15 protein-coding genes are annotated in these 16,816 nt (G+C 65.6%); 3 read left to right on the top strand and 12 right to left on the bottom strand.

All coding sequences use genetic code 11. The annotated features are described in order from the left end of the window. Position 1 precedes the first annotated feature (1 nt). From F562_RS0104760 to rpsA, 4 genes are all read right to left on the bottom strand, one after another. Positions 2–319, bottom strand: a complete 318-nt coding sequence (locus F562_RS0104760) for a DUF202 domain-containing protein (protein ID WP_018155789.1) — start codon at positions 317–319, stop codon at positions 2–4. A 55-nt stretch (positions 320–374) separates the two neighbouring features. Then, a complete protein-coding gene (locus tag F562_RS0104755) occupies positions 375–767 on the bottom strand; it encodes a YidH family protein (protein WP_051080148.1) in 393 nt (130 codons plus the stop codon). 43 nt (positions 768–810) lie between these two features. Further along, positions 811–1,926, bottom strand: a complete 1,116-nt coding sequence (locus tag F562_RS20055) for a serine hydrolase domain-containing protein (protein WP_083915473.1) — start codon at positions 1,924–1,926, stop codon at positions 811–813. An 89-nt stretch (positions 1,927–2,015) separates the two neighbouring features. Further along, positions 2,016–3,536 (bottom strand): 30S ribosomal protein S1, encoded by a 1,521-nt coding sequence (gene rpsA / locus F562_RS0104745; protein WP_026181000.1) that lies wholly within the window; start codon positions 3,534–3,536, stop codon positions 2,016–2,018. 250 nt (positions 3,537–3,786) lie between these two features. Between rpsA and F562_RS0104740 the strand changes: the two genes are divergently transcribed. Next, complete coding sequence (locus F562_RS0104740) at positions 3,787–4,611, top strand: class I SAM-dependent methyltransferase (RefSeq protein WP_156822540.1); 825 nt, start codon at positions 3,787–3,789, stop codon at positions 4,609–4,611. Here F562_RS0104740 and F562_RS0104735 read toward each other — a convergent pair. From F562_RS0104735 to F562_RS0104715, 5 genes are all read right to left on the bottom strand, one after another. Next, on the bottom strand, positions 4,608–5,582 hold the full coding sequence (locus F562_RS0104735) for a UDP-glucuronic acid decarboxylase family protein (protein WP_018155784.1): 975 nt from the start codon (positions 5,580–5,582) through the stop codon (positions 4,608–4,610). The genes F562_RS0104740 and F562_RS0104735 overlap by 4 nt on opposite strands. Before the next feature lie 3 nt (positions 5,583–5,585). Continuing rightward, positions 5,586–6,596 (bottom strand): cell envelope lipid trafficking protein PgfA, encoded by a 1,011-nt coding sequence (gene pgfA / locus F562_RS0104730; protein ID WP_018155783.1) that lies wholly within the window; start codon positions 6,594–6,596, stop codon positions 5,586–5,588. 77 nt (positions 6,597–6,673) lie between these two features. Continuing rightward, positions 6,674–7,249 (bottom strand): D-glycero-alpha-D-manno-heptose-1,7-bisphosphate 7-phosphatase, encoded by a 576-nt coding sequence (locus tag F562_RS18085; protein ID WP_018155782.1) that lies wholly within the window; start codon positions 7,247–7,249, stop codon positions 6,674–6,676. Then, positions 7,236–7,895 (bottom strand): D-sedoheptulose-7-phosphate isomerase, encoded by a 660-nt coding sequence (locus F562_RS0104720; protein ID WP_018155781.1) that lies wholly within the window; start codon positions 7,893–7,895, stop codon positions 7,236–7,238. Before F562_RS0104720 ends, F562_RS18085 begins: the two co-directional genes overlap by 14 nt. Continuing rightward, positions 7,877–8,944, bottom strand: a complete 1,068-nt coding sequence (locus F562_RS0104715) for a GHMP family kinase ATP-binding protein (RefSeq protein WP_018155780.1) — start codon at positions 8,942–8,944, stop codon at positions 7,877–7,879. Before F562_RS0104715 ends, F562_RS0104720 begins: the two co-directional genes overlap by 19 nt. Before the next feature lie 90 nt (positions 8,945–9,034). Between F562_RS0104715 and F562_RS0104710 the strand changes: the two genes are divergently transcribed. After that, complete coding sequence (locus tag F562_RS0104710) at positions 9,035–10,168, top strand: acyltransferase family protein (RefSeq protein ID WP_018155779.1); 1,134 nt, start codon at positions 9,035–9,037, stop codon at positions 10,166–10,168. On the opposite strand, the gene F562_RS0104705 is transcribed toward F562_RS0104710, so the two are convergent. From F562_RS0104705 to F562_RS0104695, 3 genes are read right to left on the bottom strand one after another with little or no spacing between them, the layout of a single operon-like run. Beyond that, entirely contained in the window at positions 10,086–13,982 is a 3,897-nt protein-coding gene (locus F562_RS0104705; protein WP_169333364.1) for an alpha-(1->3)-arabinofuranosyltransferase domain-containing protein, read from the bottom strand. The two genes, F562_RS0104710 and F562_RS0104705, sit on opposite strands and share 83 nt — an antisense overlap. Continuing rightward, a complete protein-coding gene (locus F562_RS0104700; protein WP_018155777.1) occupies positions 13,928–14,644 on the bottom strand; it encodes a class I SAM-dependent methyltransferase in 717 nt (238 codons plus the stop codon). Before F562_RS0104700 ends, F562_RS0104705 begins: the two co-directional genes overlap by 55 nt. Further along, a complete protein-coding gene (locus tag F562_RS0104695; RefSeq protein WP_018155776.1) occupies positions 14,641–15,498 on the bottom strand; it encodes a class I SAM-dependent methyltransferase in 858 nt (285 codons plus the stop codon). The genes F562_RS0104700 and F562_RS0104695 overlap by 4 nt, the downstream gene beginning before the upstream one ends. 142 nt (positions 15,499–15,640) lie before the next feature. On the opposite strand from F562_RS0104695, the gene F562_RS0104690 reads away from it, so the two are divergent. After that, a complete protein-coding gene (locus tag F562_RS0104690) occupies positions 15,641–16,801 on the top strand; it encodes a glycosyltransferase family 4 protein (protein ID WP_018155775.1) in 1,161 nt (386 codons plus the stop codon). Positions 16,802–16,816: the final 15 nt, after the last annotated feature.

Raw genomic sequence — 16,816 nt, 5'->3', positions numbered from 1 at the left:
TCTAGGGAACGACAAGCCGCATGAGGGCTGTCGCAACGCCCAGACTGGCAACGGCCCCCACGGCCACGGACACGCCAACCAGGCGCGGCCAGGGACTGTGGTGCCAACCGCGTTCGCTAATTTGCCGGGATCGAGCCGTCAACGGTCCCAGGGATAGCCCAATAGCAAGGATGACCATCGCGGTGACCAGCAACATGCCGTAGCGGCGATCGATCAGGTGGGCTACGGACATCGGGATGGCCGCCAGCGCGCAGGCCATGACAGTGCGGTGCCACGCCAACTCGGTGCGCTCCGGCTGCAGGGCCTCGCGCTGCGCCATCGGGGGTGGCTCTCCCCACGCGCGCTGACCTGCTGACCGCCGGCGTGGGCGGGATTCAGACGCCACTGCGCAGTTCCGCCGCGCTCAGCACCACCGCGGCGATCGCCAGAATCACGATGGCGACTCCTAGCGGGACCAGTGCGTTGGGGGCTGGCAGAGGAAGCCCCAGTCGTAGTGCGCGTTCACTGCGACGCCAGCCGATCAACGCGGACACCCCGAGCCCAGCCCCGGCCATGCAGATCACCAGCCCCAACGCGGCTGACCAGTCGGGCAGTTCGGGAATCCCCGCGAGCGAGGACAGCGCGACCCCACCGGCCACGATCGCCAACGCGGTGCGCAGCCAAGCAAGAGCGGTGCGTTCGTTCGCGAGGGAGAACCGTGGATCCGGGTCGTCTCCCACGCCATAAACGCTGCGGGGACGCCGCTGGGCCTGCTTGGGTGAAGTCACAGACGGCAGTCTACGAAGGTCGGGCCGCTCCCGCGACGACTCGTTAGCCACCACTCAACGCATCGAAGAACGCTGCGACATAGGAGGGGCCGTTCTCCATCTCTATTCCGGCATTCGTCAGCAGCACAGCGCTGGTGTCAGTCTCCGGGTCGCACCATGCCTCACACCCGGTTCCACCCGACCACCAATAGGCACCTGACCCTCCGCGCGGTGGCCGTGGCTCGGTATTGACGCCCACCTGGAAGCCATAGGAGGTGCCTTCGCCGGACATGGTGATCGCAGCGGCCAGAGATGGGCCATCTAGTTGTGGGCTCCGAGCTTGCCGCGCGGACTCAGGAGAGATCGTCTTCGGCAACCACAGCTCGTCGAACGCGCGCAAACAGTCGAGGGCCGTTCCCAGCAGACCGCCCCCGAGCGCGAGGAACGATGGGCGGTTGCGGGCGGTGGCCGTCGGCAGCGAATCTTGGTCGGGGAATGCCAGGAAATACGACGTGGCCACCGGCACGGCAGCGTCGATCTGAAAGTCGAGCGTCTCCAATCCCAGCGGCCCGCGGAGTCGGTTTTTCAGCAAGACGTCGAGGTCCCGGCCGGTCGCCCGCGACAGGACGATGCCCAGCACGTCAGAGCAGTTGTGATAGCGCCACCCTTGGCCAGGCTGGAAGGCCAGCGGTATCTCTCGAAGGGCCGCGAGGTAGCCCTCGTTGCCCGCAACCTTCGGCGCCTCAGGCCCCGGGCTGACCGCCGAAGCAAACAGCACATCATCCAGCGCGTCACCCTTCGACGACATGCCCCATCCGGCCGTCATGGTCAACAGGTGCCGGACGGTCAGCGGCAGATCGGCCGGAACAGTCTCGGTCACGGCGTGGTCGCCGCCGCGCCATACTTGCAAGTCGGCCAATTCGGGAATCCACCGCGCGATCGGCTCATCGAGCGAGATCTCCCCGCGCTCAAGCGCTTGCATCGCCAGCACCGCCCCAACGGGCTTAGTCAGCGACGCAATCCGAAAGGCCGTCTTCGTCGTGACCGGCTCCCCGGAGTGCACGTCTGCTACCCCGCCGCTGTCGACCCAGGTGTCCTGTCCGACCCGGATCGCTGCCGACCAACCGGGCAAACGGTCCGGCGTGAGGGCGTTCAGTGCGTCACTCACCCGTTGGCTCATGGCAGAACTCTAGGCCCGCGCACCGACACGCACAGACCAACGGCCCCGACCACCATGTGGTGGCCGGGGCCGTTGCGAACGACGGACCGTCAGTTTCCGGTCAGCTTCTCCCGCAGCGCGGCAAGCGCTTCGTCGGAAGCCAGCGTGCCCTCGGCCGGAGCCGGGGTGCTCGCCGGGGACGGTGCCGAGGCACCGCTCTCGTCGTCGTCATCAGAGTCGCTGCTGCTACTGCTGCTGCTGGAGCCTGAGGAGTACGAGGTCGGCGCGTCGTCGCTGGCAGCGGCTTCCGCGTCGTCCTTGCGTGCCTGCTCGATCTGCGCCTGGTGCGCCTCGTAGCGGGTGTGTGCCTCGGCGTACTGCTTCTCCCAGGTCTCGCGCTGGGAGTCGAAGCCGTCAAGCCACTCGTTGGTCTCCGGGTCGAAGCCCTCGGGGTACTTGTAGTTGCCCGCGTCGTCGTACTCGGCGGCCATGCCGTAGAGCGTCGGGTCGAACTCGGTCCCGGCGGCAGCGTCGTCGTTGGCCTGCTTCAGCGACAACGAGATGCGGCGACGCTCGAGGTCGATGTCGATGACCTTGACGAAGAGTTCCTTACCGACGGTGACAACCTGCTCCGGCAGCTCCACGTGGCGCTCGGCCAACTCGGAGATGTGGACCAGACCCTCGATGCCGTCGTCAACGCGGACGAACGCACCGAACGGCACCAACTTGGTGACCTTACCCGGGACGACCTGTCCGATCGCGTGGGTACGGGCGAAGTGCTGCCACGGGTCTTCTTGAGTTGCCTTGAGCGACAACGAAACCCGCTCGCGGTCCATGTCGACGTCGAGAACCTCGACGGTGACTTCCTGGCCAACCTCGACCACCTCGGACGGGTGATCGATGTGCTTCCAGGACAACTCGGAGACGTGCACCAGACCGTCGACCCCACCGAGGTCGACGAAGGCACCGAAGTTGACGATGCTGCTGACGACACCAGAGCGAACCTGGCCCTTCTGCAGCTCCTTGAGGAAGGTGGTGCGCACCTCAGACTGCGTCTGCTCAAGCCACGCACGACGGGACAGGACCACGTTGTTGCGGTTCTTGTCCAGTTCGATGATCTTGGCTTCGATCTCCTTGCCGACGTACGGCTGGAGGTCGCGCACGCGACGCATTTCGACCAGTGAAGCCGGGAGGAATCCGCGCAGACCGATGTCGAGGATGAGGCCGCCCTTGACGACCTCGATGACGGTACCGGTGACAACCCCGTCGTCTTCCTTGATCTGCTCGATCGTGCCCCAGGCGCGCTCGTACTGGGCGCGCTTCTTGGACAGGATCAGCCGGCCTTCCTTGTCCTCCTTCTGGAGAACCAGGGCTTCGACCTCGTCGCCGACGGAGACAACCTCGCCGGGGTCAACGTCGTGCTTGATGGATAGCTCGCGCGAGGGGATAACGCCCTCGGTCTTGTATCCGATGTCGAGCAGGACCTCGTCGCGGTCGACCTTGACGATGACACCGTCAACGATGTCGCCGTCATCAAAGTGCTTGATCGTCGCGTCGATCGCGGCGAGCAGCTCCTCCTCCGTACCAATGTCATTGACAGCGATCGGAGAAGAGGTGGTAGTGGCAGTCATGTAGTGGATAACTTTCGGTGGGCGGGAGTTGGTCGCGACCAGGCTGCCCGGGGGCAACATCGAAGCGAGACGGACAAGATGTGACAGGTTCACGCAGCACAATATGGGCTGCGCCTTTCCATCCTATGGACGCGTCTAGCCACAGTCCAATTTTCCGAGCGAAGCGAGGAGGTCGAGCTTGTCGAGGCCCGAGCGAAGCGAGGAGGTCGAGCTTGTCGAGACCCGAGCGAAGCGCGGACATACTGTGTCAGTGAACGATGAACCCACCTGGCTCGGTGTCGCCCGACGAGCTGTCGATCAGTCCACGTCAGTACGCGCCCAGCGAGCCTGGTGGGACGACCAGGCTCGCGACTACTACCGCGAACATGGCGATTTTCTCGGCGACGCCGACCTTGTGTGGGGCCCAGAGGGCTGGCACGAATCGCAGCTCAACGTCCTCGGCGACGTCAGCGGGCTTCGCGTCCTGGAAATCGGTGCGGGCGCGGCCCAAGGCAGCCGCTATCTGCAATCGGTCGGAGCGCAGGTCGTCGCCACCGACCTGTCGGGCGGCATGCTGGCTCAGGGTCGGGCCATCAACGCGCGCCGAGGCGATGGGGGTCCGCCGCTCATCCAGTGCGACGGCGCCCGACTTCCCTTCGCGGACCGGTCATGTGACGTCATCTTCACCGCGTACGGCGTGATGCCCTTCGTCGAGGACGCCGCGGGCGTGATCGCGGAGGCTGCTCGGGTGCTTCGCCCCGGTGGCCTGCTGGCGTTTGCCACCACCCATCCCCTGCGTTGGGCCCTTCCCGACGCCCCCGGAGCAGAGGGCCTGACCGTCACTGCGTCCTACTTCGACCGAACTCCCTACGTCGAGGAGGACGAGAACGGTTCGGTGACCTATGTGGAGCATCACCGAACCATCGGCGACTGGGTTTCCCATATCGTCGGCGCCGGCCTGCTGCTGCAGGACGTCATCGAGCCGGATTGGCCCGCCACAAACTCTCAGGTATGGGGCGGCTGGAGCCCGATGCGCGGCCGCCTGATCCCAGGCACGGCCATCTTCACGGCCAGGCGTGCCGAACGCCCGGCTTAACCCTGCAGGATCTCCTGGACAGCGACCGGACTCAGCGGAGCGGAGGCCGTGTGCTCCCGGAACCAGTCGATCGTCGCTTTCAAGCCATCTTCGACCGCGACCGACGGATTCCAGTCGAGCAGTTCATGGGCCCGCGTCGTGTCGGGTTGACGCACCGTCGGGTCGTCGATGGGCCGCTCGATGAGGGTGACGCGGGACCTCGAGTCGGTTAGCCGAATAATCCACTCCGCGAGTTCCAGCATTGAGATCTCATGGGGGTTACCTAGGTTGATCGGTCCCAGGTGGGAACTGTTCAGCATGCGCAGCACACCAGCAACCAGGTCGTCGACGTAACAGATCGAGCGGGTTTGAGATCCATCCCCGCTCACCGTCACGGCCTCCCCCGCCAGCGCCTGCCGGATGAAATTGGGGATAGCGCGTCCATCGTTCGGCCGCATACGCGGTCCGAAAGTGTTGAAGATGCGCACGATGCCGACGTCGAGGCCATATGCCTTGTGATGCGCCAAAGTCAGAGCCTCGGCGTATCTCTTCGCCTCGTCATAGACGCCACGCGGACCGACCGGATTGACATTTCCCCAGTAGTTCTCGGGCTGCGGATGGACCTCGGGGTCGCCGTAGACCTCGGACGTCGAGGCCAGCACGCACCGCGCGCCCTTGTTGCCAGCGAGTTCCAGCGCGTGCGCTGTGCCGTGTGATCCGACCGTCAGTGTCTCGATCGGCATCCGTAGGTAGTCCACGGGTGAGGCCGGGCTCGCGAAGTGGAGTACGCCGTCGACGTCCCCAGCGACATCGAAAGGTTCACTCACGTCGGCTTCGAGTAGTTCGAATCCGGGCCCGATCAGGTGCTCGAGGTTCCGCGGGTTGCCCGTGCTGAAGTTGTCCACGGCGACCACGTGATCACCGCGCGAGCGGAGTGCCTCGCACAGATGCGAGCCGAGGAAGCCGGAGCCTCCGGTGACGACAACCCGCACGAACTAGAACCGATCGGTGCGGTCGGTGGGCGGGTTCTGGTTCATCTCGTCCCAGGACACCAGTTCGTCCTGAGTGTCATCGCTGGCGCCACTGGGGCGCGCACGCAAGGACATCGCGACGCCCGCGAGCAGCAGCACCAACCCAAGCAGACCCAGAACGATAGGCGCCCACACGCGGACAATCTTCAATGAGGTCGCCTTGGAGGAGTACTCATCGACATTCTTCTTCACCGTGGCGTCACTGAACGTCTGCGTCGTCTGGATTGCGGTCGCTGGTTTGGCGCCTTTGGCATCGATCTTGAGGATCTGGTGCTGCTGCTCCTGACCCTTGATGATCACGCCCGTCTCGGGCTCGACCCACATCGTCCGGTTGTTGGAATAGAGACGGTCCGCCGTGACCGCTTTGTCCGGCAGCCCAAAGAGCTTCTGCGGGACTTCCTGCTCACGGAACTTTGTCATCGGAACGGACCCGGTGAACTTGTATACCTTCAGACCTTCGATCTCGTCCTCGCCCGCGAACTTCATCGTCATGGGCTTGCCAATGGTGCCGTCGTAGTACGGGTAGGACTTCTTCTCAGTCTGGAATGGCCACTTAATGATCTGGCCGGAGTACTTCGTCGGCTTCCCGTTCTGGGTCGTTGAGCAGCAGTCGATGGCCTCGCCGGTGTGGCGGTCAATCGCAATGCGCTGGACGACGGCATCCATCGGTGGCTTCACATCGTTGTTGTCCGTGGACTGCCACTTGTTGAACACCATGACGTTCTTGCCGGTCTTGTCCGAGGCCTCCTCGCTGGCCTTCTTGTCGCCCACGACCGTCACGGTCGTGGCCACGTTGCCCTGCCCGGGAGCCACCTTGTCCGCGTCAAAGTACTTCGCGTTGGGATCGCTCAGCGTCTGCTGGGTGTTCTGATCTACCGGCACGACCGCGAGTCGGTCGTAGGCGAAAAATCGCAGCAAGAGTGCCAGCGCGAGACAAAACGCGCCGATGCCTACGATGATGGCCGATTTGCGCACAACTACCTCCAGGTCGCGTAACTTACTGGAAGGTAGCAGGAATTTTGGCAACGCGTGAGTACCTCGAGGTACACACATCAATCCGTGTTGAGGAGTTGCCTTACGCATCCCTGCAATGAGCCGACCGTTGATCCACCAACCTGCTTCGCCGGTATGCCGAGGGCTGCCGCAGCGGCGAGGTCGCTTGGCTGGTCCCCCAGCAGTAGGCATCGGTGAACTTGCGCCCACGGCGCGCGCTTGAGCGCCTGCTCAAGCAAACCGGGTAAGGGCTTGCGGCAGCGGCATTCACCTACGTCATGCGGACACACGTGAATCCCATCGAGATGGGCACCATCGCGTGCCAACCGCTCTTCGAGCGACCGGTGTACCTTGACCAACTGTTCTGCCGTGAGAGCACCGGTCGCCAGGCCCCGTTGGTTAGTCACCACGATGACCACGGCTCCCAGCGCATTGAGCTGGCGCACTGCATTCGCCGCGCCCGGAAGCAGGCGTAACTCGGCGGGCGAACTGATATACCCCGGCCGATGAACGTTGAGGGTTCCGTCTCGGTCCAACAGGATCAAGTCGTGCGGACGCGAGGTGGTCGGGGCCGGGAAGGGGGTCTGGTCCCGGCCGAGGAGTGCGTCCTCGCTGAGCCGCTTACGACGTTCCATAGCCCAGGACGTCTATCGCCTCGCACCACACGTGCATCCACAGCAGGTGCACCTCCTGGATGCGAGGAGTGTCCTGCGACGGCACAGCGAGCAGGTGGTCTGCGCTGTCGTGCATCTGCTCCCCTGCTGCACCAGTCATGAGGACGGTCGTTACACCGTGCGCGCGGGCTTGTGACAGCCCTTCGAGAACGTTGCGGCTGCGACCGCTCGTACTCATGGCCACGAGCACGTCCCCTGGACGACCGTGCGCGGCCACCCCGCGCGCGAAGGTTTGGTCATGGCCGTAGTCGTTGGCAATCGCCGTCATCACCGTCGGTGACTCAGCAAGATTGATGGCCGGAAGTGGCGCTCGATCGTGGATGCACTTGCCGACCAGTTCGGCAGCGAAGTGGCTCGCAATAGAGGCGCTGCCGCCATTGCCGCAGACCAGGAGGGTCCCGCCGGCCGCCAGCGAGGACACCAGGGCGTGGCCGGCCCGCGCTACCCGTTCGGTCATCACCGGTTCCGCGATGGCGGCGGAGAGCGCGGCCCAGGCTGCAATGCCGTCGGCCTGGCGCTGACTCAGCGACTCGACTACGGCGTCATGGGACGCCGGATCGAGAAATGCTGGCCGGCCTGCGCCAGCGGTTATCCCTTGGTCCGCCATGTCACGACCCCTTCTTTGCTGAAGGTGAACTCCGAAACTTCCAAACCCATGCTGATCAGTTGTTCAGCCACCAAGTGACGGCGCTCGAACTCGCAGATAAAGATCAAGTGCCCACCGCCACCCGCGCCGGTCACCTTGCCGCCCAGGGCACCTCGCTGCAGTGCCGCGTCGATCGCGTCATCAATGAGTGGGGTGGTGATGCGCTGAGACATCTTGCGCTTTTCTTGCCACGCCTCCCCCAGCATGTGACCGAGCGCATCGACGTCACCCAGGATCAGTGCCTGCTTCATGTCTTGGGCGAGGCGCTTCTGGGAGCGCAGACCGGCAAGGGCATCGGCATTGCCCGTCTCATATCGGCTCACCTGGTCTTCGATGATGTGGTCGCTAATCCTGGTTTGACCGGTATAGGCAAGGAGCATGTTGTGCTCGAGTTCGTGCACGGTGGCGTCGCGTACGCGCAGGGGGTTGACCAGCACCGAATCGCCGACGAACTCGATGTAGTTGAAGCCTCCGAAGGCGGCGGCGTACTGGTCTTGTGAGCCCCCTGGAATGCCGAGGTCTTCGCGCTCGAGGCGGTAGGCCAGGTTGGCAATCTCGTACGGCCCGAGGTCCAATCCGCTGTGCTGGGCCAGCAGGCCGATCACTGACACCATGACGGCGCTCGATGAGCCAAGACCAGAACCGGGCGGCGCATTGGTGTGAAGAAACAGATCGAAGCCCTCGGTCGGCAGCGCGCCGTCTACCTCACGAATCCGAGCGATCGCCGCCTTGGGAAGGTCGAGTTGGCCGTCGAGTTCGACATCCTCATCGACCCGGAAACCGACCGAAGTCCCATAGTCCAGGGACTGCACGGTGATCTGGCCATCGGACCGTGGACGAAGGGTCGAAAAGCAGTACGCCGCGATCGTGGCGGACAACACGGCACCGCCCTCCCGCTGCGGAAAGGGAGCCACGTCGGTGCCGCCACCGGCAAAACTGAGACGCAAGGGCGCGCGCGCCCGCAGCACGGGGCGCGAGATGCTCGACCCGGTGAATTCACTCGTGCCCACGGCTGTCGCTCCTGCCTTCGTGGTTTGCGCCAGTAGCCTGCGCTAGCAAGGCCATGCGAAACCTACCCGACCGTTAACTTGGAGGTGGCGATGCGGTGGAATCTGTTGGACGGCGTACGCGGCATGGCCGCCATGCTCGTCCTCCTGTCGCATGTCGCGTTCTGGACCGGTGCGGCACAGATCGACACCGTCGGCCGGCTGCTCGCACGCGGGGACAGCGGGGTCGCCATTTTCTTCGCCCTGTCAGCGTTTCTGCTCCTACGGCCGCACTATCGGGCGGCGTTGTCCGGCTCGCAGGTCAACGCCGAGGGCTATGCGCGTCGACGCGCGGCTCGGGTATTGCCCGCCTATTGGGTCGCTCTGATCGCCGTCCTGTTAGCCGCCGTCGCGCTTCCCGGAGTTGCCGGTGTCGGGGACCCGTGGAAGGTCTTTGCCCATGTTTTTGTCCTTCAGGGATGGACCGGGGAGACCTACCAGGCGATGACCCAGACCTGGAGCTTGACCACCGAGATCACCTTCTATCTGGGTGTCCCGCTCATCGGTCGGCTGATCCGCCGCCACGCGCACCCGCGGGTCGACCGACATTTCGTCATTCTCGCGGCCATCGGCGGAGTGGGTGTTGCGCTTCAAGGTCTCGCCGCAGCCGTTGAATGGCCGGTGCTCGCCACCTCAGCGCCAGCGCATGCAGCGTGGTTCGCCGTCGGAGCAGCCGCGGCGCTCGGAGTAGAGACGTGGTCGGCCGGCCTCGCCGCCCCCCGCGCCACTGCCGCTGTGGCGCCTTTTCGTCATGATCCGATGCTGGCGCTCCTGGCCGCCGGCCTGATCTATCTCGCGGTCGCTACGCCGTGGGGCGGGCCCGTCGGTTTGTCCGAGGCGACGCCAGCGAGCCTGATGTTCAAAGAAGTGGCGTATGCCGCGCTCGCCGCAATGGTGCTCCTGGCTGCGCTCGAGTTTGAGCACCGGCGCACGCCGTCCCCACGCCTGAAGGCAGGGTGCGCCTGGGCGGGCGAGCTTTCGTACGCGGTGTTCTTGTGGCACGTGCTGGTCCTGCAAGTGCTCTACTCCGTCACAGGCCGCCCGCTGTTCTCCGGCGGATTCTGGTGGGTCCTCATCGCGACCGTTGGCCTGAGCGTGGCGATCGCTACGCTCTCGGCTCGGTTCGTGGAGGCGCCTGCGATCCGGTGGGCGCGGAGTCGAAACCGGCAACCAGCGCAGCAACGCTGACCACGCTGAGACCCTGCGCTAGGACCGCGCCGACGGACTGCTGATCCGCGGCGCCCGCAACCGCAAGCACCACACCCGCGGTGGCGACTCCCCCGACGGCCAGCCGCGACAAGAACACTCGTGGCACCATCGCGACGGCCAGGCCGATCAGCAATCCCACCGGGCCTGCAATCACGGCTCCGGCGCCTGCGGCAGCAGCCACGGCGGCCCTGCGGGGCCAGGTACGCACCGCACCCGGCCGCCACGGTGCAGGGCGGTGCCCGGCCACACTCAGCCAGAGCAGGGCAAGCACCAGCACCCCAACCGCTCCCGCGGCCAGCCCGGCACGATGGAGCCTTGTGGGCGCGAAGGTGATATCGACCGTGGTCGCATCCCGGGTTTCCAGGATGAACGCCTGTCGCCACCCGTCGACGGTGACCGGTCGCAGCATCGAGCCGTCACTGGTCCGCGCCTGCCAGCCGGCGTTTTCACCCTCGGGCAAGGTGAGGAGCATGGGCGAACCGGCGCCAACGCGTACCTGCCGCTCGCCAGAGGCCGAACGCATGACCCGCAGATCGCGAGAGCCAACGGCCGCAGTCGGACGCTTGCCCATGACCACCCGTTCTGGAAGAGCAGTGGCCCCTGCCCCCACCTCGAGCACGACGTCGCCGGCGGCCGCCACGAGGGGTACACATAACTGCGCCGGAATCGGTGCACCCTCGAGCAACTCTCGCATTGACGGCGTGGCGCGCAGCGATACGCGATTCTGCCCAACCGTGATGAATCCCGCATTGCCGCAACGTATTTCAGGGTCGGGCGACGCTCGGTCGACACCATCGAGCGTGATCTCTGGGACCTCCCACGTTCCTGATGCATCATCGCGGGTGAGTTGGATGTCGAGGTTGCGCGTGCGCAGATCAACTCGTCCGCCCGTCGGTCCGAGCGTGGTGACGGGTGTCGATGGGGAGGTCCTGACCCGGACCCCAGTGACCGTTGAACTCGAACCGAGGGCGATGCCGCGGATCCGCTGTGGGGTGGCGAATTTGACGCGAAGCGTGGGCGCGCCTTCGCCTGCAGGCACCGTCCAGGTCGTGTCGCTTCTGCCGTCGACAGCCGCGCCCGGACGTTGGGCAGCCGCCGAACTGGAGGTGGGACCAGAGACGGTCCAGTCCCCATCCAGCAACTGGTTGAGCGCTCGTCCGGGCCGGGGCCGGACCGTGATGTCCGCGTCAGGTCTGAGGGACTGCTGGTTCGTGAAGCCGCGCACGAGTGACGGGCCGTCGGCGCCGTACGGGTCCCGACGCACCATGAGCGCCTGCTCGCTCAAGTCAACAGGCTCTGGGAGCTGAAGGTAGCTGCGGCCGCTTCCCGGCCAGGTCACCTCGCGGATACCACCCTGCTCGTCGCCGCTTAACCCCAGCAGGCGTATTCGCACGGTCGTCCACCCTCCCTTGTGCCCCAGACCGACGCTGCCGTTGTTGACCGGGTAGGTCTCCCGTTGCTTGGGCCGATCAGGCCCGGCAAAGGTCACCTCGACCGACGTTGGCACAGTCACCCCGGGACCCTGCGCGAACTGGATCTCAAACATGCCACCCGCGACCGGCGAGTCGGTCTCGCCCATGAGTTCTACCGGACCCTCCTCCGCGTGATCGGAGATCCACGCCGTCGAGGGATCCTGATCGAGCGCACTCGCAGGACCATTACGGGGACTGCGATAGCCCCGGGCGAACGGGTCCGCGGCCGAAGTGCTCGCGCGCAGCGATGTCATTCCTGGCACGACCATCGTGGGCTGAGTCGACGCTTCACCAGCCGGCGGAAGGTCTCGGGATCCAGGCTGGGTAGGAGCCGAATCCTCCCGCCTGAGGGCTGGGCCATACGCAAACTGGGCAGGTCGTCCGTTGTGATACACCCGCCACGGCGCGGAATCAGTGACCACATCGGCTGGCTCCAGCCCCGGTCCAACGCGGCTGCCTTGCCCACGACTCAGCAGGCCCGCTGCAAGCAGATCAAAGGTCGCTTCTGGTCCGCCCGCCACCGTCAGCAGTTTCGCGGGGTAGCCGGTCACTGTGTCGGACGCCGGGGCGGTGACCGACCAGACGCTGACTTTGCCGTGCTGGGCCAGTCTCGTGAAGCCGGGGCTACGGGTCAGGGTCTTCTCCACAGCCCGCGACGAGTGCGCGCCGGTTGAGGAGGTCAGGTCGTGGCGGACGACCACTCGGCGCAATCCCATGCGAGCCAGCCCGGCGGCCAAGGAGGGCTGCGGTTTTCCGGAGGCGGCCAACTGGTCCGCATAGTCCAGGATTCGGGTGCTTCCCGGGTGACCCAAAGGCGCCGACGCTCGGACCACCACCGGCGAAGCCGCGAGCGCAGTGAGCGGTTCATCGGTCAGGTTGCCCCACTCGTAGTGCGCATTTCGCGAGGCAGGCAGGAGCAGACTTGCCCCTCCCGAGCGTTCGGCCGCCTGATCGACCGTGGTGGCTGTCTGGGTCCAGTCCGTCGGCACTGATGGATATCCCGCGGCATCGGCGGCCCGACCGGTCCACAACGCAAGCGGGGACAGCACCACGGCGGCGGCGAGCCCGGCGGCCATCACCCGGGTACGCATCTGGACGCGCTGCTCGGCAAGTCGAGTCACCACGTGGGCGAGGCCGAGCGCGATCGGCAACCGAAGGACCGGGTCTAGCTTGTGCACGTTGCGCAGTGGCGCCAAGGGCCCATCCAGCAAGCCCTGAACCATCTCAGCAACGGGCGAGCCGAGGCGCCCGGCGTGGCCCACGGCCATGAGCAGGACGCCGACCACCACAGCAGCAGACGCCCACCGCCCCACCCATGCTGTCGTCGCACTTCGCTGCATCAGCATTAGCCCCGCAAGTCCCACGCCAGCCAGCGCTGCCGTCGCCACGATGGCGATCGGGTGCTGAGCCTCAACCCACCCGGACTGCCACACTGGATGGTCTTCGCCATCCAGGATGTATGCCACCCAATGCGACGCTCCCCGAAGGGAATTCGTGGCACTGGTCGTGGCCGTCGTGATGTTCGACGTTTCGATGTAGTCCAGGAACGGATAGGCGTACTTGCCCAGAACCAGCAGCGGTGCAACCCACCACAGCGCGCCAACGACCACCCCACTGGCCCACATCAGCCACACCTGTGGCCGAGCTCGCGCGACCACGAGCATGAGGGCAGGCAGCATGAGTACGACAGCCGACGCGACCGCGTTGACGCCACCGAGTGCCGCGACGACGAGTCCCGTTCCCGCGACAGCCCGCCACCGTTGAGCCGTCGTCGCGTCACGTTGGGTCAGCGGGAGGACCAGCAACATCAGCCAGGGCGCGAGGGCAGCCGGCCAGGCTTCCGCCGAGATCTGCGAGAGCACGGTAAGCACCCGGGGCGCCAAGGCATAACTCGTGGCTGCGACCATCGCGGCCGCGGGGCCGGCCACGCCCAATCGTCGAATCAGCCGGTCGGTCCCCCACCACGCCAGGACAAGCAACAGCGACCACCACGCGCGTTGCGCAGCCCACTCAGGCAGGCCCAGCCATTGGCCGACGCCCATGACGGGTCCCATCGGGAAGAGGTAGCCATATGCCTGGTTCTGCAACTCGCCCAACCCAGAATGGTCGTTCCAGGCAGTCAGCGAGCGGGCCAGATACGACCACGGGGCAAGCGTGAGATCAGCCTTAGTGTCGGGCTGGACCAGGCCGGGGGCAATCAACCATGGGATCACCGCCACCAACGTGCCGACGGCAAGTCGCCGTCGAGCCCAGAGCTGGTCGCTCGTCAGTGGCGCCGCACGATGAGTAAGAGGTTCCAGGTCAGCACCTCCCTCACCCACGGAACAGACACCAGCGTGCGTGCCCAATCCGGGTAATACCTCGGGCGCGCGGCCACGACCTCACCATGGGGAGACGCGGCTGACCAGCGCAGGCCCTGCGCCACGGTGACCCGGAAAAGGGTCTGGCCGACGCGATTCTTGGGCTCATGTCCATGTCGCCGCCGGTAGCGGCGTACGGCCCGCTCGCCCCCAAGCCAGTGCCAGGGTGAGGTTTCGTGCCCACCCCACGGGGATAGCCAGTTCGTATAGCTCAGAAAGAGCAACCCGCCTGGTCGGATCACCCGCAGGAGTTCATCTCCCACCGCCTCAGGTTGTTCGACGTGCTCCCACAGATTGCTGCAAAAGATGACGTCCACCGACGCATCCGCAAGTGGCAGTTGGCTGGCCGAGGCCACCAGCCCCCCGCGCGCAACCGACGCGACCGACCTGTCGTGGTCGAGGGCGACATAGCGAGCGCCGGCCGCACGGAACCGGTCAGCGAACTCGGCAGGCCCCGCGCCGACATCCACCACGGTGGCCCCGTGGAGATCGATGTGGTCCTGCAGGGTCGCCACCGAGTCCTCGGCTAGTGCGCCGTAGAAAATCGCGGGCTCGGTCTGCTCTTTCAAGAAGGCGCGAAAAAGCGAGACTGACCGGGCCACGTTCCGCTGTTGCCGTGTCACGTCGGACGCCTGGCCGTGACGTGCAAGGTCGTACGTGTTCGCGGCACCAGGGCCCGCATCACCAGCACGAACGGCGCGCTCAGCGCCGCGCCACCCAGTACGGCCGCCGACGACAACACGCCCGCTGGCTCGGCGCGTTTGCGCACCATCCTCGTCAGGCTCGCCCCGTCAGTGGCCAACGAATCCAGGACCAGGCGCCGGACCTGGACGTCGATGAAGCCAGCCTGCTCCAGCATCCGAGTCAGGCTCACGGCCGAGAAGAACCGGACGTGCGTCGGGTCTTCCAACATCCACCAGGCGGCGCCGTAGGCCGTCGGCCCGGTCCCGTCACCGGCCGGGGTCAGGAACTGCACCTGTCCGCCTGGTCGCAGGAGTTCGCGACACACCTGGGCCGTGCGTAGGGGGTCGGTCACGTGCTCGACAACGTGCACGCCGTACACCAAGTCGTAGGTCTCCGACGTGTCGATGGCCTCGATCGGGACATGCCACAGCGTTGCCTGCTCGGCCAGCCGTGGGTCAGTGCTCGCCTGGAGTTGCTCGGAATCGCACCCGGCCACTTGCGAGCCCTGGTGGGCGAACCGCAGCAGCAGGGCGCCCGTGCCGAACCCCACTTCGAACACTCGCCCCGGTTGCCCGGGCGCGCGGCGGGCGAGCTCACGGTAGGTCAGCGCCAATCGCGCCCGGTCCAACGTGGGGTCGCCGCCATAAGCCACATCACGGTGCCAGGCTGGCGCGCGCTCGAGGTCTCGCTGAAGGTGCCCGCACTCGACGCACCGGTCGAGTGCACCGCCACCACGAAGGAATTCGGCGCGCGTCGTCGACCCACAGATCTCACATATCACCTGCGTGTACATGCGAGATTCGAACCTTCCTACGCGTGAGTAGCCTGACGGCTACCCTATCTATGGCTCACCGGGACGACGGTGAGCTTGACCGAATCCACCGAGCAGGAGCGTAGACCGTTGTGACCGACATCTCGAAAGACTGTTCGTGACGATGCGGGTGCTCTATCTCTCCTGGCGCGACCAGGAAAACCCGGAGGCCGGTGGCGCCGAAACCTTTGCCGAACGCACCGCCGAAGGTCTGACTCAGCGCGGCCACTCGGTCACCTTCGTCACCTCCCGGTTCCCTGGATCAGCCGCCGAAACCAGGCACGGCAGCGTGCGGATTCTGCGGCGCGGCAATCGCTTTACGTGTTATGCACGCGGTCTGGCCCACGTGGCTCGGCATCGCCACGACTATGACGTGATCGTCGATATCCAGAATGGCGTGCCCTTCTGGTCACCCCTGGTGGCACGTTGCCCTGTGGTCAACGTGACCCACCATGTCCACCGCGAACAGTGGCCTATCGTGTTTGGACGCGTCGTAGGGGCCGTCGGTTGGGTGTTGGAGTCCAAGGTCGCGCCCCTCGTGTACCGCCGCAGCCGGTACGTCACCGTGTCAATGGCGACCAGAGCAGACCTCGTGGAGCTCGGGGTCTCCGGTGACCACATCGACGTGGTCTACTCCGGAAACGATCGCTCAGACGATGCGAGCCTCGGGGTCACTCCACGCAGCACACACCCTTTGTTGTGTGTCCTGGGTCGGCTCGTGCCGCACAAGCATGTGGAACAGGCGATCGACCTTGTGGCCGACCTCCAAGAAGCCCACCCGGGTCTGTCACTTGCTGTTGTGGGCGCGGGCTATTGGCAGGACGAACTCGAGGAGCACGCCCGGGCGCGCGGTGTGTTCGGGCAGGTTCATTTCCACGGGTTTGTCGACGATTCGCGCAAGCAAGAAATCTTGGCTCGTTCTTGGGTGTTGGTGGTCCCTTCCCATAAGGAAGGGTGGGGCCTCAACATTGTGGAGGCTGGCATCCACGGCACTCCCGCTGTGGCCTATGCGGCCGCCGGTGGGCCGAGCGAGTCCATTCGGCATGGGCGGACGGGGTTGCTGGCGACTGATCGTGCTGATCTGACACGACGGGTGGAGTCGTTGCTCGCCGACGGCGAACTGCGAGGGCGCCTTGGACATGCTGCCGAACGGCACGCGCGTACGTTTGATTGGGACCACACCGCCCAGCACCTGGAGCAGTCCTTGCTCTCAGTTCTTGGGCAGGCGCCTCGGCCAGAACTACCGCACGTCGACAGCGAACTCCGCGACAGTCACATGGAGTGACGCGGCGAAATGAAC

Source organism: Demetria terragena DSM 11295 (assembly GCF_000376825.1).
Taxonomy (GTDB): Bacteria; Actinomycetota; Actinomycetes; order Actinomycetales; family Dermatophilaceae; genus Demetria; species Demetria terragena.
The sequence above is the reverse complement of the archived record's forward strand: the minus strand, read 5'-3'. Positions and strand labels throughout refer to the sequence as shown.

Bases quoted from the DNA above. Each gene is read 5' to 3' on its own strand.
- F562_RS0104760 (WP_018155789.1), bottom strand. From the start codon at position 319: ATGGCGCAGCGCGAGGCCCTGCAGCCGGAGCGCACCGAGTTGGCGTGG.
- F562_RS20055 (WP_083915473.1), bottom strand. From the start codon at position 1,926: ATGAGCCAACGGGTGAGTGACGCACTGAACGCCCTCACGCCGGACCGT.
- rpsA (WP_026181000.1), bottom strand. From the start codon at position 3,536: ATGACTGCCACTACCACCTCTTCTCCGATCGCTGTCAATGACATTGGT.
- F562_RS18085 (WP_018155782.1), bottom strand. From the start codon at position 7,249: ATGGAACGTCGTAAGCGGCTCAGCGAGGACGCACTCCTCGGCCGGGAC.
- F562_RS0104720 (WP_018155781.1), bottom strand. From the start codon at position 7,895: ATGGCGGACCAAGGGATAACCGCTGGCGCAGGCCGGCCAGCATTTCTC.
- F562_RS0104710 (WP_018155779.1), top strand. From the start codon at position 9,035: ATGCGGTGGAATCTGTTGGACGGCGTACGCGGCATGGCCGCCATGCTC.
- F562_RS0104695 (WP_018155776.1), bottom strand. From the start codon at position 15,498: ATGTACACGCAGGTGATATGTGAGATCTGTGGGTCGACGACGCGCGCC.
- F562_RS0104690 (WP_018155775.1), top strand. From the start codon at position 15,641: ATGCGGGTGCTCTATCTCTCCTGGCGCGACCAGGAAAACCCGGAGGCC.